This is a genomic window from Agromyces sp. Marseille-P2726 (assembly GCF_902809835.1).
Classification (GTDB): Bacteria; Actinomycetota; Actinomycetes; order Actinomycetales; family Microbacteriaceae; genus Agromyces.
Genome location: NZ_CADDWM010000014.1, coordinates 178,110 through 199,002 on the forward strand (window position 1 = coordinate 178,110; position 20,893 = coordinate 199,002).

Annotated in this window: 22 protein-coding genes; 9 read left to right on the forward strand and 13 right to left on the reverse strand. The window is 69.9% G+C overall.

The window, feature by feature from the left end:
• Window positions 1-8: 8 nt before the first annotated feature.
• The 3 genes from HUS56_RS10300 to HUS56_RS10310 all read right to left on the reverse strand — a co-directional run bounded on the left by HUS56_RS10300 (window position 9) and on the right by HUS56_RS10310 (window position 3,406).
• The gene (locus HUS56_RS10300) at window positions 9-2,099 is read right to left on the reverse strand and encodes an endonuclease/exonuclease/phosphatase family protein (protein ID WP_173923353.1); all 2,091 of its coding nucleotides are present in this window, start codon (window positions 2,097-2,099) and stop codon (window positions 9-11) included.
• 212 nt (window positions 2,100-2,311) lie between these two features.
• A complete protein-coding gene (locus tag HUS56_RS10305; RefSeq protein WP_173923354.1) occupies window positions 2,312-2,731 on the reverse strand; it encodes a nuclear transport factor 2 family protein in 420 nt (139 codons plus the stop codon).
• A 405-nt stretch (window positions 2,732-3,136) separates the two neighbouring features.
• Complete coding sequence (locus HUS56_RS10310; protein ID WP_173923355.1) at window positions 3,137-3,406, reverse strand: DUF1876 domain-containing protein; 270 nt, start codon at window positions 3,404-3,406, stop codon at window positions 3,137-3,139.
• 193 nt (window positions 3,407-3,599) lie between these two features.
• Between HUS56_RS10310 and HUS56_RS10315 the strand changes: the two genes are divergently transcribed.
• Window positions 3,600-5,150 carry an HNH endonuclease signature motif containing protein gene (locus HUS56_RS10315; RefSeq protein ID WP_217423994.1) on the forward strand — a complete coding sequence of 517 codons (1,551 nt, stop codon included), beginning with the start codon at window positions 3,600-3,602 and terminating at the stop codon, window positions 5,148-5,150.
• A 303-nt stretch (window positions 5,151-5,453) separates the two neighbouring features.
• On the opposite strand, the gene HUS56_RS10320 is transcribed toward HUS56_RS10315, so the two are convergent.
• Window positions 5,454-5,834: a YciI family protein gene (locus tag HUS56_RS10320; protein WP_173923357.1), complete on the reverse strand. Its 381-nt coding sequence runs from the start codon at window positions 5,832-5,834 to the stop codon at window positions 5,454-5,456.
• 151 nt (window positions 5,835-5,985) lie between these two features.
• Here HUS56_RS10320 and HUS56_RS10325 point away from each other — a divergent pair, with 151 nt between their 5' ends.
• Entirely contained in the window at window positions 5,986-6,831 is an 846-nt protein-coding gene (locus HUS56_RS10325) for a hypothetical protein (protein WP_173923358.1), read from the forward strand.
• A 30-nt stretch (window positions 6,832-6,861) separates the two neighbouring features.
• Here the strand turns inward: HUS56_RS10325 and HUS56_RS10330 are convergent, their stop codons facing one another.
• The 3 genes from HUS56_RS10330 to HUS56_RS10340 all read right to left on the reverse strand — a co-directional run bounded on the left by HUS56_RS10330 (window position 6,862) and on the right by HUS56_RS10340 (window position 8,873).
• Window positions 6,862-7,047: a hypothetical protein gene (locus HUS56_RS10330; protein ID WP_173923359.1), complete on the reverse strand. Its 186-nt coding sequence runs from the start codon at window positions 7,045-7,047 to the stop codon at window positions 6,862-6,864.
• An 87-nt stretch (window positions 7,048-7,134) separates the two neighbouring features.
• Window positions 7,135-7,551, reverse strand: a complete 417-nt coding sequence (locus HUS56_RS10335; protein WP_173923360.1) for a CBS domain-containing protein — start codon at window positions 7,549-7,551, stop codon at window positions 7,135-7,137.
• A 95-nt stretch (window positions 7,552-7,646) separates the two neighbouring features.
• The gene (locus HUS56_RS10340; RefSeq protein ID WP_173923361.1) at window positions 7,647-8,873 is read right to left on the reverse strand and encodes an FAD-binding oxidoreductase; all 1,227 of its coding nucleotides are present in this window, start codon (window positions 8,871-8,873) and stop codon (window positions 7,647-7,649) included.
• Between the two features lie 135 nt (window positions 8,874-9,008).
• On the opposite strand from HUS56_RS10340, the gene HUS56_RS10345 reads away from it, so the two are divergent.
• The 3 genes from HUS56_RS10345 to HUS56_RS10355 all read left to right on the forward strand — a co-directional run bounded on the left by HUS56_RS10345 (window position 9,009) and on the right by HUS56_RS10355 (window position 10,734).
• Window positions 9,009-9,500, forward strand: coding sequence for an Lrp/AsnC family transcriptional regulator (locus HUS56_RS10345; RefSeq protein WP_173923362.1), 492 nt, complete (start codon window positions 9,009-9,011; stop codon window positions 9,498-9,500).
• Between the two features lie 60 nt (window positions 9,501-9,560).
• On the forward strand, window positions 9,561-10,334 hold the full coding sequence (locus HUS56_RS10350) for an alpha/beta fold hydrolase (RefSeq protein ID WP_173923363.1): 774 nt from the start codon (window positions 9,561-9,563) through the stop codon (window positions 10,332-10,334).
• A gap of 178 nt (window positions 10,335-10,512) precedes the next feature.
• Window positions 10,513-10,734: a hypothetical protein gene (locus HUS56_RS10355; RefSeq protein ID WP_173923364.1), complete on the forward strand. Its 222-nt coding sequence runs from the start codon at window positions 10,513-10,515 to the stop codon at window positions 10,732-10,734.
• Window positions 10,735-10,739: 5 nt separating this feature from the next.
• On the opposite strand, the gene HUS56_RS10360 is transcribed toward HUS56_RS10355, so the two are convergent.
• Window positions 10,740-12,392: a glycosyltransferase family 39 protein gene (locus HUS56_RS10360; RefSeq protein WP_217423995.1), complete on the reverse strand. Its 1,653-nt coding sequence runs from the start codon at window positions 12,390-12,392 to the stop codon at window positions 10,740-10,742.
• A 118-nt stretch (window positions 12,393-12,510) separates the two neighbouring features.
• Here HUS56_RS10360 and HUS56_RS10365 point away from each other — a divergent pair, with 118 nt between their 5' ends.
• Both HUS56_RS10365 and HUS56_RS10370 read left to right on the forward strand, forming a co-directional pair.
• A complete protein-coding gene (locus tag HUS56_RS10365; RefSeq protein WP_173923365.1) occupies window positions 12,511-13,935 on the forward strand; it encodes an HNH endonuclease signature motif containing protein in 1,425 nt (474 codons plus the stop codon).
• A gap of 194 nt (window positions 13,936-14,129) precedes the next feature.
• A complete protein-coding gene (locus tag HUS56_RS10370; protein ID WP_173923366.1) occupies window positions 14,130-14,642 on the forward strand; it encodes a methylated-DNA--[protein]-cysteine S-methyltransferase in 513 nt (170 codons plus the stop codon).
• Between the two features lie 29 nt (window positions 14,643-14,671).
• Here HUS56_RS10370 and HUS56_RS17310 read toward each other — a convergent pair whose 3' ends face one another.
• Both HUS56_RS17310 and HUS56_RS17315 read right to left on the reverse strand, forming a co-directional pair.
• Entirely contained in the window at window positions 14,672-14,839 is a 168-nt protein-coding gene (locus HUS56_RS17310) for a DUF1345 domain-containing protein (RefSeq protein WP_254431397.1), read from the reverse strand.
• Complete coding sequence (locus tag HUS56_RS17315) at window positions 14,821-15,543, reverse strand: DUF1345 domain-containing protein (protein WP_173923367.1); 723 nt, start codon at window positions 15,541-15,543, stop codon at window positions 14,821-14,823. Before HUS56_RS17315 ends, HUS56_RS17310 begins: the two co-directional genes overlap by 19 nt.
• Window positions 15,544-15,620: 77 nt before the next feature.
• On the opposite strand from HUS56_RS17315, the gene HUS56_RS10385 reads away from it, so the two are divergent.
• Entirely contained in the window at window positions 15,621-16,355 is a 735-nt protein-coding gene (locus HUS56_RS10385; RefSeq protein WP_173923368.1) for a nucleoside/nucleotide kinase family protein, read from the forward strand.
• Here the strand turns inward: HUS56_RS10385 and HUS56_RS10390 are convergent.
• Window positions 16,315-16,608, reverse strand: a complete 294-nt coding sequence (locus HUS56_RS10390) for a hypothetical protein (protein WP_173923369.1) — start codon at window positions 16,606-16,608, stop codon at window positions 16,315-16,317. The two genes, HUS56_RS10385 and HUS56_RS10390, sit on opposite strands and share 41 nt — an antisense overlap.
• Window positions 16,609-16,716: 108 nt before the next feature.
• Between HUS56_RS10390 and HUS56_RS10395 the strand changes: the two genes are divergently transcribed.
• A complete protein-coding gene (locus HUS56_RS10395) occupies window positions 16,717-16,989 on the forward strand; it encodes a DUF4242 domain-containing protein (RefSeq protein WP_173923370.1) in 273 nt (90 codons plus the stop codon).
• 41 nt (window positions 16,990-17,030) lie between these two features.
• On the opposite strand, the gene HUS56_RS10400 is transcribed toward HUS56_RS10395, so the two are convergent.
• Both HUS56_RS10400 and HUS56_RS17320 read right to left on the reverse strand, forming a co-directional pair.
• Window positions 17,031-19,928 carry an AAA family ATPase gene (locus HUS56_RS10400; protein WP_173923371.1) on the reverse strand — a complete coding sequence of 966 codons (2,898 nt, stop codon included), beginning with the start codon at window positions 19,926-19,928 and terminating at the stop codon, window positions 17,031-17,033.
• Between the two features lie 43 nt (window positions 19,929-19,971).
• Window positions 19,972-20,805, reverse strand: coding sequence for a hypothetical protein (locus HUS56_RS17320; protein ID WP_254431398.1), 834 nt, complete (start codon window positions 20,803-20,805; stop codon window positions 19,972-19,974).
• Window positions 20,806-20,893 lie beyond the last annotated feature (88 nt).

Genomic DNA, 20,893 nt, shown 5'->3' on the forward strand with positions numbered 1-20,893 from the left:
ATTGCTCCCTACGGATCCCGCGACAGTGTGCAGCTCACCGTGTAGGTGCCGTTGGACACGGTGTCGTACACCGCGATCGCCGTGGTGCGCTTGCGCTCGGGCGGCTCGTTCGGGCTGAGACCGGCGATCGGGTACGAGGTCACGCCGTGCGCGCCCCCGAGGGTGTCGGGGTCCTCGATGACGAAGTCGAGGGACTGCGTGAACGCGACCGACTTGCTCGGCCAGCCGCGCTGCACCACCTCGAAGTGGATCTTGTCAGCGATGCCGGGCCAGTCCTCGCCGGTGTCGGCGTCGTCCCACACGGTGTGGATGAGCTTCTCGCCGTCCATCCACATGTCGAGTTCGGGCTCGTCGGCGCCGGGCCAGTCGGGGCCCGACTCGTTGTTCACGTGCACGGCGAACCTCTTGTCGAGCCGCAGGTAGGTCACGGGGGTCGCCCACCGGATCACCTGCCCCGTGTCCGCATCGTCGTCGCGTTGCACGGTCACGAAGATCTCGTCGTCGGCGCTCACCGTGAACTCGAACGACAGCTGCGACGAACCCGAATCGCCGCCGAGCGAGCCGCCCGCGGCATCCATCGCCTCGAGCGTGCCCGACCCCTGCGGCTGCTTCAGCGTCACGGTCTCCTGCCGCGGCGCGCCCATCAGCGTCGCGACCGGATGCACCCGGAACCACGCGATGTCGTCGTCGCCGAGCCGCTGGTTCGGTGGGAACGGCACCGTCACGTCCTCGTGCGGCGGCAGCGCGATCGCCGTCGCCTTCGTATCGCCCAGGTGCTCGAGCACGATGAGCACGCCGCTTCCCGGGTCGCCGTTCTTCGTGCGCATCGACACGAGCAGCGGCGAGCGGTTCACGAACGTCGAGCCCTCGCCGTCGATGTCGTCGAATCGGCGGTACACGCTCTGCACGGCGGCCGGGACATCCGAGACCGAAAGCTGGTCGAGCCGGGTCAGCGGCCGCGAGATGTCGGATGCCGCGTAGACGTCGACGAGCAGCGACGCGCTGTGGTGGAACGTGTACGTGCCCGGCCGCGGGACCCACACCCACGACCGGCCGCCCTCGACCGCGATGGTCGGCAGCACGGCGTAGGCCTGCGAGGTGGTCGGCTGACTCGGACCCGAGGTGCCCGCGACCGGCCCCGCCGCATCGATGTCGACGGCTGACGTCGGCTGGCAGTGGTCGTCGCGCACCTGGATGATCGCCTCGAGCGCGTAGTGATCCGACGTGTCGCGGTGCCCGATGCCCATGTGGTGCGCGACCAGGTCGACGCCGTCGATCGTCTTGAACCGGCAGATGTAGTCGAGCCGCTGCTCGGCCTGGGTGTCGCGATTGCGGTTGGTGAGGCCCTTGTCAAGATCGACGGATGCCGCGGGCGGCCGCATCTCGATCCAGCTGTCGGCGAACAGCTCGCCGAACGGGTCGCCCGCCGTGTCGAACACGTCGAACCACTCGTTGCTCGTCGCGTCGAGGTCGCCGCGGATGTTGAGATCGCCCGCCACGATCACGTTCTGCCAGCTGTTCGGCGACGGGCCGAGCACCTCGGCCACCAGGTCGCGGATCTCGGCGAGCTGCGACTTGCGGATGTCGCGGTACTGCTCCTCCGTGTCGTAGGCGGCCTGCAAGTGCGTGAACACCAGCGTGGTGTGCTCGGCAGGGCGGTTCACCTGCACCAGCACGGCGGCCTTCGACGCCCAGGAGTCGGCGCCCGCGTCATCCGAGTAGAAGCGTTCGCGGCGGTCGCCGCCACCCGGCAGGGTCTCGAACGGCAGTTGCGAGAACACCATGAGGCCGGCGTCCTCCTCGAGGTCGCCCTCGTGCACGGACTCGATGACGTGCGGCCACTCGGGCTTCAGCCGGTTGATGAGCACGTCGCGGGCGTCTTCGCTGAAGACCTCGTTGAGGGCCAGCACGTCGGGCCGCTCGGCGGGCGGGATGTCGAGCAGGTCGTCGGCGACCGCCTCGGCCTGCGCGATCGAGTCGGCGGCGCTGCCCGGGATGAGTCCGGCGATGCCGGCCGGCACGCTGACCGTGCCCGCCCCCACGCCCGCGATGACCGGCAGGAGCTGCACGTTGAACGTCATCAGACGGAGCGGCTGCATGGCGCCCCCTTCCTCGTCGTCGGGGGACGGCGTCAGCGTACACCTGCCGGCGCGAATGCCGCGATGGCCGGGGCGGTCGCCTCCGACGCGCGCGCCGCGGCATCCGGTCGCTGCACGCGGCCACGACATGGATGCCTCAACAAACTCGGTGCCGAAGTGCCGGAGTGCCGAGGTGCCGGAGGCATCCGCCAGGAGAGTCTCTTCGGGTCGTGTCAGCTGTGCTGCGGCGCGGCGGTGAATGCGGCCACCACGGCGGCGCTGTCTTCGTAACCCTCGAATGCCGAGATCCTGCCGTCGGTGAGGGTGAAGCTGTGCACCCAGTCGTTGTCGATGACGGCGCCGGTCTTCACGACCTTCAGGGTGTAGTGCCCGACCACGACGACCATGTCCCCGTCGGCGAAGAACCGCTGCGGGTCGAACGAGGTCGTCTCGGCCGACGTGCCGAACGCCTGGAAGTACTCGGCCACCTCGTCGTGCCCCGTGCGAACGCCCGCGTACGGGATGACGTCGGGCGGTCCGGGTGTCGTCCACCGCACGTCGTCGGTCAGCAGCGCCAGCACGCCGGGCACGTCGCCGCGCCCGAACGCGGCATACACGTCGTGGATGATCTCAAGGTTCTCTCGCTCGCTCACGCGTCGACCTCCCCTCGGTTCGCCGCGCACCGGCGCGCGGCGCCACCAGAGTAGGACGTCGGGCGTCCGCCCGCTACGGATGCCGCGAGCACACGTCCCTTCGTGACCTCGGTAGCGCGGCATCCAGATATCCGTGTGCTCTACGGATTCGCTCGGGCGGATTCGCGAGGAGTGTGGAGTTCGGCGGGAATCTCACCGCCGCACCGACTCGGATTCGAAGGGAGGTGCGCGATGCTCGAGCTCATGGTTCTGCTGGGACTGCTCGCGGTGACGGCGGTCACGTCGGCCCTGGTGCAGTTCGGACGCGATGGTTACCGTCGCACGCCGACGCTTCCCCGCTGAGCGCGCGGGGTTGTCGCCGGCACTGAGACGCGGCGTATCAGCGCGGCCCCGCGGCGTCAGGTGCTACCGGTGCAGGTGCGCCGGCTCGCCGGTGACGCCGCTGATGTCCTTCTCGGTCGTGTGCAGCAGCCGCTCGGCGAGATTGCGCAGCGCACGCGACACCGCGAGTTCGTCCCCGATCTCGGGCACGCTCGCATCGAGCGGATTGCGATGCGCCTCGCCGACGCCGGTCACGTCGTGGCCCGTGGGCGTGCGCAGGCTGACGGTTGCCAGCGTCGCGTCCTCTTGCTCGTCGATGTCGACGGTGATGCTCCACTGCTTCGTCGCAGTCATGGAACTCACCACCCTCCCCGGTCTGGTTCCACGCTCAGCGTAGCGATGTGGAGTTCGTGCGGCGAGCTTCAGGATGCCGCAGCTCGCGTTGTTTCGTCCTGCTTCTTGACTCGAATATAGCTGCGAATGACGATCTCGACGACTTATCCACAGATCGAATCTGTGTTCCCATCCCTTCTCCTTCTTTGGGAGAATGAAGCATGACCGATTCGCCCGCCGCCCTCGATTCGCTCGGGCGTTGCATGCGAAGCTGGTCGACGCTTGGTCGGGGGCGCTCCTCGGCGCGTCGAACGACGTGAGCTCCGACGTTCGGGTCATGAGCGACGACGGTCTCGTTCGTGCCACTGAGGCGCTTGCCCGGCTGCAACGGAACGTGCAGGTCCTGCAGGCGCGCTGTGCGGCCGAGCTTGCGGCCCGGTCGCGCACGGGCGACGAGTCCGATGTGGCCAAGCGGCACGGTTTCGCGACGGCCGAACGTCTCCTCGTGCAGGCGACGGGTGGTCGGTATGCGGATGCCGCGCGCCTGGTGTCCATCGGTGAAGCGACGTCGGCTCGTCAGTCCTTCACCGGTGAGGTTCTTCCTGCCCGGCACCCGCACCTCGCGGCAGCGTTCGAATCTGGCTCGGTGAGCATCGATGCCGCCGACCTGATCCGCCGCTTTCTCGACCGCGTGGCCGATCGCGCCGACCGCGCCGATCTCGACGACGCAGAGGTGCTCCTCGTCGAGCGAGCTCCGCTCGTGGGGGTCGACGGAACGCAGCGCCTGATCCGGCAACTCGAGGCGCATCTCGATCCTGACGGCGTGAAGCCGCGTGAAGACGAGCTGCGCAGCGCTCGATCGCTGAAGATCTGGCAAGACGCCTCGGGCATGGTGAATCTTCGCGGTGCGTTCGACCCCGCCAACGGCGCTCCGATCAAGCTCGCGATCGAAACGCTCGTCGGCGCCGAGCTGCATGCCGCGCGTGATGCCCGTCGTGGGTTCGGTGCCGACGCGTCGAGTGGCGTCGCCGAAGATGGCGGCCTCGTGGGTGACCGCGCCATCGCCGAAGGTGGCGGCCTCGCGGGCGACCGCGCCGTCGCCGAAGACCGCACGATCGCCCAGATGAACGCCGACGCGCTCGCCGACATCGCACGGCTGTCGCTGTCGAGCACCGATGCCCCGGCCGCCTTGAGGGGGGTCACCGTGATCGCGCGCGTCGATGCTGACGCGCTCGTCTCGGCCCGAGGGCATGCCACGATCGACGGCATCGAGCATCCGGTCTCCATCGACACGGCGCGTGAGCTGGCCATGTCGGCCGGCATCGCCCCGCTGTACCTGGGCGACGGCAGCGAGCGGGTGCAGCTCGGTCGCTCGAGGCGTCTCTTCAGCGCGGCGCAGAAGGCCGTGCTGGTCGCACGCGACGGGGGTTGCGCCTGGCCGGGATGCGAGCGTCCGCCGTCGCACACGCAGGCGCACCACATCCGGTGGTGGACGCGAGACCGCGGCCCGACCGATCTCGAGAACGGCATCCTGCTGTGTTCGCACCATCACCATCGGGTGCACGACGACGGGTGGGTCATCACCATCCGAGACGGCCGAAGTTGGTTCATCCCGCCGGTGCCCCTCGCCCCCGATCAGGTGGCCCGACCGGGCAACCCCGCTCCTGACCACCGGGCGGGCGAACCCCGGGCGACCCGCCGAAGGGCCCGCCGCGCGACAGCACGTGCCATGGCGCGCGATGAGGCGAGCGCGCCCACGCGATGAGTCGCGCGCGTCCCGCGCGATGAGTCGTGCGCGCCCCGCGCGATGAGTCGTGCGCGCCCGCGCGATGAGTCGTGCGCGCCCCGCGCGATGAGTCGTGCGCGCCCGGGCGATGAGTCGCGCGCGCCGGCGCGATGAGTCGTGCGCGCCCGGGCGATGAGTCGTGCGCGCCCGCCCGATGAGTCGTGCGCGCCCACGCGATGAGGCGTGCGCGGCCGCGCGATGAGTCGAGGGCGCCCGCGCGATGAGTCGCGCCCGCCCGCGATGAGTCGAGGGCGCCCGCGCGATGAGCCAGGCAACGGGGGTCTAGCTCTCGGGTGGCGCCTCCTGCAGCGAGCGCACCTCGATCCGCGACTGCACCGCGGCCGACGCCTTGGTGGCCCACTCGACGGCGGCCGCCTCGTCGGCCGCCTCGATCACCCAGAAACCGCCAACGTAGGCCGGGGCCTCCACGAACGGCTCGTCGAGCACGCGGGTCTCGCCCGACGTGGCGTCGACGGTCTTCGCCGTCGAGGGTGGGTGCAGGCCGCCGGCGAAGAGCCAGGTTCCCGACTCCTTCAGTTCCGTGTTGAACGCGTCGACCGCGGCCATCACGGCGGCGAGTTCCGCAGGGTCGAACTCCTGCATCGACGCCATCGTCGGCTCCTCGGCGGAGTCGTGCGGCATGGTGAGGAAGTACTGCGTCATTGCTTCATCCTTACGTCGTGGGCGACTTCGGTATCACCCTCATCAAGGACGTCGAACGAGCACGGCCCCGATCGACATCACGAGCACGCGGCACCCGTGACGCGCCAGCAAGGTGGTAGCTTGCGAAGAACGCAGCATCTCGGGGGTTGGGATGGCAGGCGAGCACGAAAGCGGAACGGGCAGCAGAGACATCCGGTCGTGGCTGAAGAAGCCGGTCGTCTGGTTCGGCGGCATCGTGGTCGCCGCGCTCGGCGTCGCGATCACCAACGCACTCGTCCCGCGGTTCGGCGAGATGATCGGGCGAGTGACCCAGGGAGGCGACGTCGTCATCGTCCGAGAAGCGCAGCCGGTCAAGTCCGAGGAGGGCGGAACCGTCGCGTTCTCCACGGATGTCGAGATGGATGCCGTTGACCTCGGGCAAGTGAATGCGTCGACGGATCGTTTCGCTCATCTGCTCGATCTCGGGGCATCTCCCGTCGGCACGTCATTCGCCCTGGTCGTGCTCGAGGGAAACCGGAGCGACACGGTGCGCATCGTCGACGCCGACATCGAGCGAGACTGTTCCGAGCCACTCGACGGCAGCCTCTTCCTCGACCCGCCGGCAGGCGCAGATGACTCCCTGCGACTCGACTTCGACCTCGATGCACCCGACCCCGTCGCCACCAGGCGCAGCAACGAGACGGGGGAGCCGGTGCAGGTCTTTCCCGCAGAGACCATCTCGCTCGCACCCGAGGAGCAGGTGTCGCTCGTCGTGACGGGGAGCACCTCGCAGCAGTCGTGCGACTTCAGGGTGCGGTTCACCGTGCTCCACGGCGACGCGAGGTCGTCGATTCTGGTCCCGGATGCCTCGGAGCCGCCGTTCCGCGTCACCGCACGGCTCGAGGAATCGGCCTACCAGAGCGTCTACCTCGGTGGTGTCGCGTGCGGGGTGGGGGAGTTCGTTCTCGCGAGCGAGACCTACTTCGCCACCGGCACGGAGCCGGCGTGCGTGGGGTGAAGCTCCTGCAGCGCAGCGGTGCTGCCCCGTCTACTCCTCGACGCCGGGGTCGCCGCCCTCGAGGCCGCCCTCGGTGGACTCGGTCATCGGCTCGGCGTCACCGGGCGCACCCGGCTTCTCATCGCCGGGCTGGTTGCGATGCCGCTGCTGCTCGTCGGCACCCTCGGCGTCATCGGGCACGGGCGCGATGTCGTCGGGAAGCTTCGAGTCGGTCATGAGGCGCTCCTTCGGGTGTTCGTCGGTGTGCGGCGGTCGTGGCATCCGTCAATGCATCAGTTGCGGCATCCGCGGTCGTCGTCTCGGTCATGCCTCCGAGATCTCGGCCACCGTGTGGCCGATCTCGTCGGCCGAGAGCGCTCGCGCGACGTCGGCCTGGCTGAGGATGCCGACGAGGTCGTGCCCGTCGACCACGGGCAGGCGGCGCACCTGGTACTGCTGCATCATCTCGAGTGCCTCGCGGATGTCGTCGTCGGCGCCGATCGTGATCGGGCCTCCGTCGGCGAGGCTGCCGGCGGTGACGGTGTTCGGGTCGCCGCCGCTGGCGATGCACTTCACCACGATGTCGCGGTCGGTGAGCATGCCCCTGAGGCGCTTGTCCTTGCTGCAGATGGGCAGTGAGCCGACGTCGTGGTCGCGCAGCATCCTGGCGGCTTCGACGAGTGTCTGGTTCTCGATCACGCAGGTGGGGTCGGGGGTCATGAGATCGCGTGCGACTGTCATCGGGCGTCGTCCTTTCGCGAGGGGAGGCTTGATGCCTGAATGCTAGGCACGTGTGGTCGCCGGTCGCGCGGGGTTGACGCAGGGTGATGTCGCGTTCAGCGGAGCGGGTCGAACGGCGCGATGGCCGGGTCGGTTCGGCCGGTGACGATGCGCTCGGCGAGCAGCTTGCCGGTGGCCGGCCCGAGCACGACGCCCCACATGCCGTGGCCGCCGGCGACGTACACGCCGGGCGCTCGGGTGGCGCCGACGAGCGGAAGTCCGTCGGGAGTCACCGGGCGTGAGCCGACCCACTCGTCGAAGCGCTCGTCGAGGTTCACCCCGGTGAGGAGCGTGCGCGCCTGGTTGATGATGGCCTGGATGCGGCGCGGCTGCAGCGGTTCGTCGGGCCGGCGGAACTCCATGGTCCCCGCGATGCGGAATCGCCCCTGGTACGGCGTGCAGGCGATCCGCTGGAACGGCAGGTAGACCGGATGCCGCGCCGGCTCGTCGGTGTCGACGGTGAACGAGTAGCCGCGCCCGGCCTGCACTCGCACCTTCACGCCGAGCGGGCGGGCCAGATGCGGCATCCATGCGCCCGTCGCGATCACCACGGACTCGGCCGACAGCTGCTCGCCGTTCGCCAGGACGACGGTGGGCAGCGGGGACGCCGAGCCGATCGAGCGGACCTCGAGCCCGGTGCGGAGGTCGCCGCCGCGGGCGACGACGGAGTCGGCGAGGGCCTGCACGTAGGGTCCGGGTTCGATGAACCGCTGCCCGTCGAGCCGGTACGCCACGGTCACCCGGTCGGACAGCTGCGGGGCGAGCTCGCGCGGGTTGTCGAGCCGCTCGAACGGCACGTCCTGGCCGTGCCGGATCACGCCCTCGATCTCGCGCAGGAAGCCCTTCGAGTGCGGCTCCTCGGTGAACCCGATCACGAACGGGCCCTCACGGGTCCAGGCGTCGACGCCGCCGGCCGTGAGCTCGTCGAACGCCTCGAGGGCGATCTTGTCGATGGGGGTCAGCTTGGCCATGGTGCGATCCCACGCGCGGTGGGTGCCATGCGACGCGAACCGGGCCAGGAACGCCCAGAGGCCGGCGTCGACGCGGAACGGCACGTGCAGTGCGGCATCGGGGTCCATCAGCGCTCGCGGGCCGTATGTCCACAGGCTGGGGTCGGCCAGCGGAATCGTCTTGCCCGGCGTCAGCCATCCCGCGTTCCCCCACGATGAGCCGGCGGCCACGCCGCTGCGGTCGACGACGGTCACGTCGACCCCGTGCTCCTGCAGGTGCCACGCCGTCGCCAGCCCGACCATCCCCGCACCGATGACGATCGATCGCGCCACTGCAGCACCCTCCTTGGTTCACGCTCAGTCGCAGCCAGTATGAAGAATCACGTGAGGAAGTGCCAACTCGAGGGAGATTCGGTCGCAGAATGAGACTGCAGGAAAGAATCCGATTCGGAGGAGGGCGTCGGGCGCATGACCGCACAGGAATCTTCGGCGGGGACGACGGCCGCCCCCGCGTACGAGCTCGACCGAATCGACCGCGCCATCCTGGCGGAGCTCGAGCGCAACGGCCGCATGTCGAACAGCGAGCTCGCCCCGCGCGTCGGTGCCGCCGAATCCCCCTGCCACAAGCGGATGCGCGCGCTCGTCGCGTCGGGAGCGATCCGCGGGTTCCACGCCGAGGTCGACCCCGCGGCGGTCGGCCTGCAGCTCGAGGCGCTCATCGCGATCCGCCTGCACGCGCACGCCCGCGGCGACCTGCGACGTTTCCAGGCCTACCTCGAACAGCTGCCCGCCACCCGGCACGTGTACTTCCTCGCCGGCGACCAGGACTTCCTCGTGCACGTCGCCGTGCGCGACGCCGCCGCGATGCGCGAGCTCGTCGCCGACACGATCAGCATTCGCGAAGAGGTGGCCGACACCAACACGAGCCTCATCTTCGACCACGCGTCGCGGCGGTACTAGCGCACGGCGGGCGGCCGCGGCATCCGTCGTCGTATCCTGCGAACGGATGGGTGGGGGATCATGGCCGAACGCATCGATGTCGACGGTCTCAGCACGTGGACCGAGAAGCGCGGAAACGGCGAGCACACCGTCGTGCTCCTGCACGGCGGCATGGGCCACAGCGACGACCTGCTCGACTCGATCGGCCCCGCGCTCGAGGCCCGGTTCCGCCTGGTCGCGTTCGATCGACGCGGACACGGGTACACCGCCGACACCGACGAACCGTTCCACTACGACGACATGGCCGCGCACGCGATCGGGATCCTCGAGCGCCTGGACCTCGCGCCGCCGGTGCACCTCGTGGGATGGAGCGACGGCGGCATCGTGGCGATGCTCGTTGCGCTGCGCCGACCCGATCTCGTGGACCGGCTCGTGCTCATCGGCGCGAACTTCCACTGCGAGGGCATCCACCCCCTGCCGCACGACGATGACGACGGACCGTCGCCGCTGCTCGAGGGATACGCCGCACGATCACCCGACGGCGCCGACCACTATCCCGTGGTGGCCGAGAAGGTCGTCTCGATGGTCACGTCGGAGCCCAGGCTGACCGCCGAGGATGTCTCGCAGCTGCGGCATCCGACGCTCGTGCTCGTCGGCGACGACGACCTCGTGCGCCTCGACCACACGGTCGCGCTGTACGAGGCATTGCCCGCCGGCCGGCTCTGCGTGGTGCCCGGCGCGTCGCACCTCGTGGTGCTCGAGCAGCCGCAGCTCGTGGCGCGCTTCATCGAGGAGTTCCTGCTGGGCCCCGAGCCACCAGCGACGATGCTGCCGGTGCGGCGGCGCAGGGTCTGAGGCACCCAGGTCTGAGGCACCTTAGCTGTGAGCGCCGTCTGAGGTAGTGCGCGTGCCTTCGGTGCGCCCGGATGCCGCGAAGATACGACACTCGCCCGATACGGCATCCCCACCTCAGCGAGGAACCTGATCTCAGAGGCCGAAACCCGGCCCGAACCTCCTGAAGGCGATCGGAATCATGAACCACGCACACGGCTACATCGCCCAGACGCTCCACACGAGCGACGAGCTGACGGCGGCCCGCATCAACGAGCAGCGCCGCATGGCTGCCGAGCGCCGGGCCGACGAGGGGGAGCGCGCGGAGCGGACCCACCGCCGCGAGACGCGCCTGCACCGTCGCGCGGTTCCGGCACAGGGTCGCTCGGCTCGCGCCGCCCGAGGACTGCCGGCCGCGCACTGACGGATTCAGTCGAGGTGCGCGAAGCGCGGCCACGCCTCGCTCCAGGGCACGCGCATGCCGGTGCAGACGGTGATCGGCGCGCCCTGTTCCTCGTTGTCGACGCCCAGCCCGTTGTCGAGCTCGCCGCGCACCTCGCACGAATCGAACATCGTCGCCAGGAATCCCGGGCGGAAGTAGCCGACGAACACGGCCGAGCCCTCGGCGTCAGCCGCGTGGGGCGGATGCCCGCGGAACCAGAGCTCGTTGTGTCCGCTGTACACGTCGTCGGCGTCGATGCCGAGCGCTGGCCCGAAGCGATCGAGCGCGCCCGCCTCGCCGTAGTTGGCGGTGATGATCGGCGCGCCGAGGGCGCCGGGCTCGGATGCCGCGGCATCCGACCCTGCGGCATCCGACCCTGCGGCATCCACCACCTGCTGCACGTAGGCGGGCCAGCCGATGCTGTCGGCCGTCACCTGGTTCATCTCCGGGAGGGGCGTCGCACCGAGGGCGTCGAGGGGCACGAGCGGGAGCGCGATGACGGCCGACGTCAGCCCGTTCAGGATGACGCCCACCCAGACGAGCATGCTGCGGGCGCGCGTGCGCATCCATTCGGCGGTCGGGACGCAGCCGATCGCCAGCAGCACCTGCAGCACGCCGAGGGGATAGTAGAACTGCGAGCCGCCGACGAACGTGAAGACGACCACGACGACGAGCGCTCCCAGGAGCAGGCGGATGTCGCGCCACGACCGACGCCGCAGGAGCGCCACGATGCCGGCCACCCAGATCGGCACGAGGTACGGCCCGACGAGCAGGAGCAGCATCGGCCACATCAGCACACGCGTCTCGTCGGCGTTGTTCTCGGCGAGTGCGGCGCCCATCGCGAACTGCGGCCAGTCGTGCGTCGCCTGGTAGACGATGTTCGGCAGCGCGAGCACGACGGCGATCGCGACGCCGGCCCAGAGCCACGGTGACCGCAGCTGGCGCCACGGTCCGAACGCCAGCAGGCCGACGCCGAGCCCGATGAGGAGCACGGCGACGAGGAGCTTGCTCGAGCTGCCGAGGCCGGCGACGGCACCCACGGCGAGCCACCAGCGCCCGTCGGACCGCAGCAGCGCCCGCATCGCGAACAGGGCAACGAGCGGCCAGACCACGAGGTCGAGCGACGCCGTGAGCAGCACGTGTCCGAAGATCAGGGGGAACGCGGATGCCGCGGCCGACCACGCCGCCAGTGACTGCGCCAGGCGTCCGCCGCCGACCTCACGCGCGATGAGTGCGGCCACGAGCACGGCGGCGACGGCTGCGACGATGGCGGGGATCCGCAGGAACCACGGCTCGTCGATGATCGACGCGAGTGCGCCGGCGATGAGGGGCGTGAGCGGCGGCTGGTCGACGTATCCCCACGCCGGATCGAGCATGCGGAAGTACAGCTCGTCGCGGTGGTAGCCGTAGAGCTGGCTGGTCGCGGCGAGCAGCGCGGCCAGTGCGGCCATGGCGGTGATGACGGGCCCGCGGGCGAGTGGGGCGAGGCGGGTGGATGTTACGGGTCGATCGGATGCCGCGGGTGCGTCGGGTGCCGTGGGTGCGTCGGGTGCCGTGGGTGCGTCGGATGCCGCGGGTGCGTCGGGTGCCGTGGGTGCGGTCTCTCCGGCTTCTTCGTCGGCTCTTCGCTCCATGGGCATGCGGCCACAATAGCGGGTCACTTGTCCTCAACAGGCTACGATCGTCACCAGTTATTCACAGGCTGACCGGCCATTTCTGACGGAAAGGAATGTCGGTGGGTGCCGCAATGATGGACTCATGACCGAACTTCCCGAGGCGCTCGAGCCGGTCCGCTCGGCGCTGCTCGAGCTGTTCGAGTTCGATGCTGCGCGCGACTGGTCCGACGACGAGTTGCTCGTCGCGATGGCGGCCGTCGAGTCGATCGGGCGGGTCGTCGACGCCCAGCGCGCAACGATCGCCGGTGAGGTCGCCGACCGGTCGAGGGTCGAGCTCGGCAGCGAACGGCTGTCGACGCGCATGGGTTGCCGCTCGGCATCCGAGCTGATCGAGCGGGTCACACAGGTCTCGGGCGCCGAGGCACGCCGACGGGTCGCCCTCGGTTCGGCGACGCGGCCGCAGGCGGGGCTCGGCGCCGATTCCTACGACGCCCGCTTTCCGCAGATCGGGGCGGCGCTCGCCGCGGGCGAGATCGGGGCCGATGCCGCGGCAACGATCATCCGCGAACTCGACCGCACTCGACGCGTCGCCGACCCCGCCAGGCTGGCCGTCGCCGAGGGCGAGCTCCTCGATTCGGCGATCGGTGCAGGCGTCGGCGCTCCGGTGCGGTGCACCGCCGATGAGTTGCGCGTGCAAGCGCAGGCATGGGCGATGTTCCTCGATCAAGACGGCCCTGAACCCGACGATGAGCGTGCGATGCGCCGACGCGGATTCCGCGTGGGGCGGGCACGCGACGGGTTGGTCGCCGTGAGCGGCGAGCTGCTGCCCGAGGTGGCCGCCGCGCTGACGCGCCTCTTCGATGCGCATCTCGCGCCGCGTTCGGGCGGGGGCTTCATGACGGCAGAAGAGCGCGCCAAGCTCGAGGTGCAGGCCGAGACCCGCACCTCCGATCAGCAGCGTCACGACGTGGTCGCGTCGATCATCGCGACCGCAGCCCGCTCGGCCGAGCAACCCACGATCGGCGGGGCGGCGCCGCCCCTGCTCGTGGGCGTTCGGGCTTCCCACCCCCCGTCGGGGCACGGCGCCCCTCACGCCGACGGCGTGCAGATCCCGGTCTCGCTGCGCGCCGCGCGGCACCTGATGTGCACCGGCGGCATCCAGACCGTCGTCGTCGACGATCGCGGCGCGATCCTCCAGCTCGGCTCCCCCGAGCGGTGCTTCACCGCACACCAGCGTCGCGCGATCCTGTTGCGCGACGGCGGATGCCTCATTCCTGGGTGCTCCGTGCCGGCATCGTGGTGCGAGATCCACCACGTCGTGCCCGACGTCGACGGTGGCCCGACGCATCCCGACAACGGCGTGATGCTCTGCTTCTTTCATCACCGCACCATCGACACCTCGGGCTGGAAAATCCGCATGGTTCGGGGCTCGCCACACATCCGACCGCCGGCGTGGCTCGACCCCGGTGGCCGATGGTGGCCGGCGACGAAATCGCCCACGCGACTCGCCGACCGGCTCGAGAGTGGGCCGGCTCGGGGCGTGCAGTGCAACGAACCCGCGGCGTGAGTCGCCATGGCGGGGGTCTCGATACGCGTTCGGCTCCGCCGAGCGCTACTCGACCACCGGACCGGGGGTCTCGATACGCGTTCGGCTTCGCCGAGCGCTACTCGACCACCGAGAACACTCGCCAGTTGCGTTCGCGTCCGATTCCCGCCGTGTTCGCTGCGGCCGACGCGACGAACCGGAGCGAGGATGAAGACATGTCCCGCCGCCACACCACGCTGCCGACGTCGCTCGGCGATCTGCTGGTGGTCGCCGATGGTGACGCGCTGGTCGGCATCTACTTTCCCGAGCACTGGCACCCGCCGGCGGCCGGGTCGATCGGCGTCGAGGTCGATCGGCGGTCCGATGAGCTGTTCCATCGGCTCGACGCCCAGCTCCGCGAGTACCTTGACGGCCGGCGCCTCGATTTCGAACTCCCCGCCGCGGCGACGGGCGACGAGTTCCAGCAGGCGGTGTGGTCGATGCTCCGCGGCATCCCGTATGGCTCGACCGCCACCTACGGCGAGCTCGCATCCCGGCTGGGCGACCATCGACTCGCGCGTCGTGTCGGAAACGCCGTCGGGCGAAACCCGCTCAGCATCCTGGTGCCATGCCATCGAGTGGTGGGGGCCGACGGAGCTCTCACCGGCTACGCGGGCGGCCTCGAGCGCAAGCGGTTCCTGCTCGAACTCGAGGGCGCGCCGGTGGTGGCGCAGGCGCGGCTCTTCTGAACGGGCGCGACCTCGAGGCTGACGCCGGCTCAGTTGCTGAAGCTGCCGCCCATGATCGTGTTCAGCGCGAGCACGATGATGAAGCCGTTGAAGAAGTAGCTGAGCACTGAGTGCCACACGACGGTCCAGCGGATGCGCGGACTGGTCTCGACATCGTTCGGGGTGAAGCTGGTGCCGATCATGTAGGCGACGTACACGAAGTCGAGCAGGCCCGGGTTCTCGGTGGCGGGGAAGCGCAGCAGCCGTTCGCGTGCAGGTGGGGCGCCATCGACCGCGGGCGCCGGAGGAACCGACGACGCCGCATCGACCGCGGGCGCCGAAGGAACCGACGACGCCGCATCGACGGCGGGCGCCGCAGGGGCGGCCGGCGCCTCGGGGACCGGGGGCGCCCCCGCCACCCCCCGCCGCCGGTCGACGAGGCGTCGTCCGCCCCGCGTCCCACGTGGTACAGCCGGTAGTAGATCTGCGCGAACCCCCAGTGCAGGAATCCCCACGCGAGGAGCATCGCCCACACCCCGAGGAAGTCGATGGCGATCGTGAAGTCAGGGTCGTCGCGCAGCACGAGCAGCTCGCTCGCCGCCGAGACGCCGATGAGGCTCGAGAGGATCGTGATGATCATCGACGCGAGTCGACTCGGCGGGCGCGTCGCGATGAGCGCCGGCGACGCATGCCAGATGGTTCGCGACAGGCGTCCGAGGATCACCAGCCACACGATCAGGTAGATCGTCGACAGCAGGCACCACGCGAACAGCGACACGAGCTGGAACCAGGAGTCCTCGTCGGCGAAGACGAACAGCACGCCGAACGCCACGATGACCGTGAGCACCACGAGGTTGAGCACGCGTCCGGCACGCTGCGGGCGGGCGACGGCAGGAGCGGCTGCCACCTCGTCATCCGGCATGCGCCCCTCCCCGGTCGAACCCGCGTTCGCATCGTATGCGAGCAAGCGGATGCCCCTGCATGCGACATGCTGGGTGCATGTCCGCCCGCCCCGTGCACTCTCCCTCGGCGGCGCTCGACGTGCTGGTCGGACGGGTCCGCGCGCGAGCACAGCATGCGGCGTCCGACGACCGCCTCATGCTCGGTGTCACGGGCAGTCCGGGTTCGGGCAAGACGACGCTCGCGCGTGCGCTCGCCCACGAGCTGAACCGGGGGTCGGATGCCGCGGCCGACGCCGAGCCGATCGCCGTCCACCTGCCGATGGACGGCTTCCACCTCGCGAACGCGACGCTCGACCGGCTCGGCCTGCGCGACCGGAAGGGCGCGATCGAGACGTTCGACGGATGGGGATTCGTCGCCCTCCTCGAGCGCGTGCGGCAGGAGCGAGACCACACGGTGTACGCGCCCGCGTTCGAGCGGCAGGTCGACGAGCCGGTCGCGGGGGAGATCCCGATCGCGGCATCCACTCGCTTCGTGATCGTCGAGGGCAACTACCTGCTCGCCGACGACGAACCGTGGCGACGCGTGCGCGACCTGCTCGACGAGACGTGGTTCTGCGAGGTCGACGAGGCCGAGCGGATGTCGCGGCTCGTGCGCCGGCACACCGAGTTCGGTCGCACGCCCGAGGCCGCCCGAGCGTGGGCGATCGAGGTCGACGGCGCGAACGCGGTCGGCATCGAAGCGTCGCGCGATCGCGCCGACCTCGCGGTGTCGGGTGCGACCTGGCGGATCCTCAGCCGGCGGTTCGAACGAGCCCGCGCTCATCGACCGTGATGATCGCGGTGAGCTTCTTGCGGTTGAGCGCGCGGTAGACGATGTAGATCAGCCAGAGCCCGCCGGTCAGCAGCACGAGGATCAGGTTCCAGAACCATCCGATGCGCTTGTTCTTCGAGAGCACGGCCTGCTCACTCGTGGAGGTCTCCACGGTCCAGCCCTGCTTCACGTACTTCGCCACTTCGGCGTTGAGGATCTGCGCACGGGCGGCATCCGAGAGAGGGGCGGCGGAGTTCCTGGTCACGTCGGTCATGCCTGAACGATAACCGGCTGAGGTCGGGCCGTCGACGGGTGGACAGGCTGCAGTCATCCGGAGTGAAGAGTACCCTTGGTGACGCTGACGCGCCGAAGGGGGTCGCGCATGCCGTACTACATCATCGAACGCAATTACCTCAACGAAGTCGTCACCCCGGTCGAGAACGCCCCGAACGTCAACCTCATCAACGACGAGGAGGACGTGCGGTGGCTCTTCTCGTTCCTCTCGGTCGATCGTCGCAAGACCTACTGCCTGTACGAGGCGCCGTCGATGGAGGCCATTCGAGTGGCCGCCATGCGCGCCGGACTGCCGGCCGATGTCATCACGGAGGTGACCGGTCGCGTCATGCCCGATGGCGTGCTCGTCCCAGTCGGCTGACGCCGGCCCGGCTCTCTGACGCTGGTACCGGCGTACGCGCGTCACGCGAGCCCGTGCTCGCGCGCGTACCGGGCCGCTTGGGTCCGGTTCGCGGCACCGGTCTTCGTGAGGATGTTGCGCACGTGATTCGCCGCGGTGTGCTCGCTGATCACGAGTCGCCCAGCGATCTCCCTGTTGCTGAGACCCTCGGCGAGGAGTCCGATGACGTCGCGTTCGCGTTCCGTGAGTCCGCCCGATTCGCGAACGGATGCCGCGACGCCCATGCCCCGGTCGAGCGCGCGAAGTACCCGCACCATGCCGGCCGGCTCGGCGATCGCTCGGGCGCGCTCGGCGAGCGCGGTCGCCTCCTGGGATGTCCGATCGGCGCGACGGAGATGCGTGGCGTGCGCGGCGAGCGTTCGAGCCGCATGGAGCGGAGCGTCCGACCGCTCGGCCAGGTGGAGCGCGCCGGCGAATCGCTCGATGGGCGCACCGATGCCGCACAGCGATTCGACCTCGCCGAGGTAGCAGTCGGCCGGCCCGAACGGAGCCACGAAGAATCCCGACATGAGGTTGAGGTGCTCGTATTCCTGCAGCCAGCCGTGCAGGCGCACGGAGGTTTCGACATCACGCAGCCACAGTGCCGCCTCGGTCATGAATACGAGGCGCGCCGGCCACTCGGCCGAGTTGGTCGGCTCGGACTCGACGCGTTCGATCAGCCACTCGAGGACCCGGTGCGCGGGCCGCTCGAGCTCGAGCTCGGTGTAGAGGGCGAGAAGGCCGGGCGCCCAGCGGTCGGTGGGCGATTCGTCGCCCGTGATCAGCGGCCGAACGAGTTCGATCCGGCCGGTCTCCCGCCGAACCATGTAGCTCATCAGGGCCGTCGCCCCCGAGGTCGCGTCCGACCGGAAGACCGCCTCGTCGCGCATGACCCGGCGGCATGCGCTCGCCGCGTCGTCCAGACGACCGCCGATCAGTGCGCGCGCGAAGCTCACGCAGTCGGCCCAGTAGCTGAGGTGGTGAGCCCACTGCCGCTCGAGTTCGATGAGATCACGCTCGGACTCGTCCATGCCCTCGCGGTCGCCGACGATATAGCTGTAGGCCCCATGGTGTATGGCGCCGGCCACGAACCACTCCCTCCCGGTGGAACGAATCAGGCGCATCAGCTCTCTCGAGTGTTCGAGCCGTGTCGTGATGCGGGCCGGCCGAAGTGTGAGTGACATGCTCGCACGCAGTGCCGCGGCGAGCGCCTGTTCGTCGCCGTTCGCACGCGCGAGCTCGACAGCACGATCCCCGAGCCGTTCGGCCTCGTCGACCGAGCCGGTGAACGCGGTGGCCCGTGCCAGTGAGGCGAGCCCCTCGATGTAGAGCGGGTCATCGGGATCGGCTGGGATCGATGCCAGGGCCGTCGTCAGCAGGGTGAGCGCCCGGTGCCCGGGAAGTCCCGGACGCCAGGACGCGTCTTCGAACCCGATGGCGGCTCGGACCCGCTGCCGCGGGTTGCCCACGACGGTCACCTGCTCGAAGATCGCACGTGCTCGCGAGGTATCGGCTTCGAGATCCCAGCTTCCCGCCGCGCGCAGGAGCAGTTCGCCACGTTCGTCGGCGTCGCTGGAGATGTCGGCGGCGCGTTCGAACAGGCGGCCGGCGTCGTCGAACGCCACCCGGCTCGCCGCGAGCTCGGCGGCCCGTGAGAGGTAGGTGACCGCACGTTCCCGGAATCCCAGCGCCCGGGCCGCGGTGTAGTGGTGAGCGAGACGCTGGACGAGTCGCGGGGCGGCCGGGAAGTCCGCCTCGAGCGTCTGCGCGATTCGCGCGTGGATGCGCAGCACCTCGGTGCTCGGGATGACATCGATGACCGCCTGCCGGGCGATCGCGTGCGGGAAGTGATAGGCGTCGCCGGCGGTACGCGGGGGCTCGATGAGACCGTTCCGCACCGAGGCATCCATCGCCTCGAGGGTGACCTCGACGGATGCCTCGCTGATGCCGAGCACCTCGGCCAGGTCCACCTCTTGGCCGAGCAGGGCGGCGAGCGCGAGCACCGATCGCTGTTCGTCGTCGAGCCGGGCCATGCGGCCACGCACGAGGTCGCCGACTGAGTCGGGCAGTTCGACCACGCGTTGGTCACCGTGCTGCTCGGCCTCGACGACCGGGCGCCACATCGTCCGCAGGAGGAACGGGTTGCCGCCGGTGAGTTCATCGAGCACGCCGGCCGCCTGGCGGGCGTCGTCGAGCTCGAGTCCCGCGCTGAGCGCGACGTAGTCGGTGATCTCCGCGACCGTGAACGGGGCGAGCTCGAGCCGCTGCACGCCGGGAAGTCGGTCGAGCGAGGCGAGCGCGTCGGCGAGCGAGTCCGACCGGTCCGGAGGGGTGCTTCGAAGGGTCCCGAGCAGCAGGACCTTCGACCGCGCCGTCCCCGTGACCACTCGGTCGAGCAGTCGCATCGCCGCGAGGCCCGCCCAGTGCAGATCGTCGAGGGCGAGCACGAGCGGACGTGACGCGGCGGCCCAGCGCAACAGGTCGACCACGGCGGAGAGCACGCGCTCCTGCCCGGTCCATCGATCGGCGGCATCCTGATCCGTGCGTTCGAGCACGCGGTCGAGCAACTCGACGGATTCGACGAGGGAGGCATCTGCGGCATCCGTCACCCATGGTCGGAGTGCGGGCAACAGCACTCGGAGCGGCTCATCGAACGGCTCGAACGGTGTACCGAGCTCCTGGATGCACGCGCCGGTGAACACCGCCGCTCCTTCCGAGTGAAGCCTGGTGCACACCTCGCTCACGAGCCGCGACTTACCCGAGCCCGGTTCGCCACTCACGAAGATCGCGCGGCCGGCGCCGCTCGTGACGTCGGACCACGCCGCCTCCAGCGCTGCGACCTCCTCGTGTCGAGCGACGAACGGCGGCTGCCCCGATGTGGTCCAGCCCGCCGGGAGCGGTGGGGCGGACCATTCCCCCATGTGCCACACGATAGTGGGCCGTGGAGCCGACGGCGACGGTCCCCTATCCTCCTTCGCGCAGGAAGCGGAACTCCTTCCGGCGCAACAGCGTCAGCAGCCAGGATGCCGGGCGCCCGAACGCGCGCCGGCCGGCATCCGTCGGGTACGGCTCGATGCCGGCGATGTCGTGCTCGCGTCCGTGCCAGATGATGACGCCGTGACCGTCGGCGGCCCGGAGGTTGCGATACCAGTTCACGCTCGTGCCGTAGGTCAGCTCGGCGATGAAGCCGCCCGGCACCCGGGCGAGGATGAGCGGTGTCTCGTACGCAGCGCCGCTCTTGCGTCCCACGTGGCGTACGAGGGAGAACGGGCCGAGTCCGCGGCGCGCCATCCCGAGCGCGAGCGGGTTGAGCGTGTGCTTGATCGTCCAGAGCCACGCGCGCTTCACCGGGCCGGGCCCTGCTCGACGCGACGTGGTCGCCGACGCGATGTGCATGAGCCGGAACTCGTCTCGTCGGGTGGCGCGGAGGAACACCCGGATCGGGAACGCGAACGCTCGCAGCCCCGCCTTGGTCGGGTACTTCTCGATGCCGTCGATCTGGTACGTGCGAGCTCCACGAAGAACCACGCCCCGCCCGGCCGCGCGGACATTGCGATACCAGCTCGCCTCCGTGCCGTACATGAGCACCGCGACGAGGCCGGTGCGCGTTCGCGCATGCAGGATCGGGGTCTCGAACGTCGTGCCGCTCTTGCGTCCGACGTGCCGCACGAGCGCGAAGGGCCCGAACCCGCTCCGCGCCATCGCCAGCGTCAGGTGGTTGAACGAGTGCTTGATCGTCCAGAGCCAGGCCCGCTTCACGCGACCGGCCATCACCGGCTCTGCTCGATCGGTGCCCATGCCTGAACCGTACGACGGCATCGGGCGGGCGTCGAGGGCAGTCTTCGCTCGGGCTTCGAATCGACGGTCGATGTCCCCCGAATTGACT

Bases quoted from the DNA above. Each gene is read 5' to 3' on its own strand.
- HUS56_RS10345 (WP_173923362.1), top strand. From the start codon at position 9,009: ATGACCGCACAGGAATCTTCGGCGGGGACGACGGCCGCCCCCGCGTAC.
- HUS56_RS17320 (WP_254431398.1), bottom strand. From the start codon at position 20,805: ATGGGCACCGATCGAGCAGAGCCGGTGATGGCCGGTCGCGTGAAGCGG.
- HUS56_RS10300 (WP_173923353.1), bottom strand. From the start codon at position 2,099: ATGCAGCCGCTCCGTCTGATGACGTTCAACGTGCAGCTCCTGCCGGTC.
- HUS56_RS17315 (WP_173923367.1), bottom strand. From the start codon at position 15,543: ATGCCGGATGACGAGGTGGCAGCCGCTCCTGCCGTCGCCCGCCCGCAG.
- HUS56_RS10320 (WP_173923357.1), bottom strand. From the start codon at position 5,834: ATGACGCAGTACTTCCTCACCATGCCGCACGACTCCGCCGAGGAGCCG.
- HUS56_RS10350 (WP_173923363.1), top strand. From the start codon at position 9,561: ATGGCCGAACGCATCGATGTCGACGGTCTCAGCACGTGGACCGAGAAG.
- HUS56_RS10330 (WP_173923359.1), bottom strand. From the start codon at position 7,047: ATGACCGACTCGAAGCTTCCCGACGACATCGCGCCCGTGCCCGATGAC.
- HUS56_RS10360 (WP_217423995.1), bottom strand. From the start codon at position 12,392: ATGCCCATGGAGCGAAGAGCCGACGAAGAAGCCGGAGAGACCGCACCC.
- HUS56_RS10390 (WP_173923369.1), bottom strand. From the start codon at position 16,608: ATGACCGACGTGACCAGGAACTCCGCCGCCCCTCTCTCGGATGCCGCC.
- HUS56_RS10385 (WP_173923368.1), top strand. From the start codon at position 15,621: ATGTCCGCCCGCCCCGTGCACTCTCCCTCGGCGGCGCTCGACGTGCTG.
- HUS56_RS10355 (WP_173923364.1), top strand. From the start codon at position 10,513: ATGAACCACGCACACGGCTACATCGCCCAGACGCTCCACACGAGCGAC.
- HUS56_RS10365 (WP_173923365.1), top strand. From the start codon at position 12,511: ATGACCGAACTTCCCGAGGCGCTCGAGCCGGTCCGCTCGGCGCTGCTC.
- HUS56_RS10370 (WP_173923366.1), top strand. From the start codon at position 14,130: ATGTCCCGCCGCCACACCACGCTGCCGACGTCGCTCGGCGATCTGCTG.
- HUS56_RS10395 (WP_173923370.1), top strand. From the start codon at position 16,717: ATGCCGTACTACATCATCGAACGCAATTACCTCAACGAAGTCGTCACC.
- HUS56_RS10325 (WP_173923358.1), top strand. From the start codon at position 5,986: ATGGCAGGCGAGCACGAAAGCGGAACGGGCAGCAGAGACATCCGGTCG.
- HUS56_RS10310 (WP_173923355.1), bottom strand. From the start codon at position 3,406: ATGACTGCGACGAAGCAGTGGAGCATCACCGTCGACATCGACGAGCAA.
- HUS56_RS10335 (WP_173923360.1), bottom strand. From the start codon at position 7,551: ATGACAGTCGCACGCGATCTCATGACCCCCGACCCCACCTGCGTGATC.
- HUS56_RS10315 (WP_217423994.1), top strand. From the start codon at position 3,600: ATGAAGCATGACCGATTCGCCCGCCGCCCTCGATTCGCTCGGGCGTTG.
- HUS56_RS10400 (WP_173923371.1), bottom strand. From the start codon at position 19,928: ATGGGGGAATGGTCCGCCCCACCGCTCCCGGCGGGCTGGACCACATCG.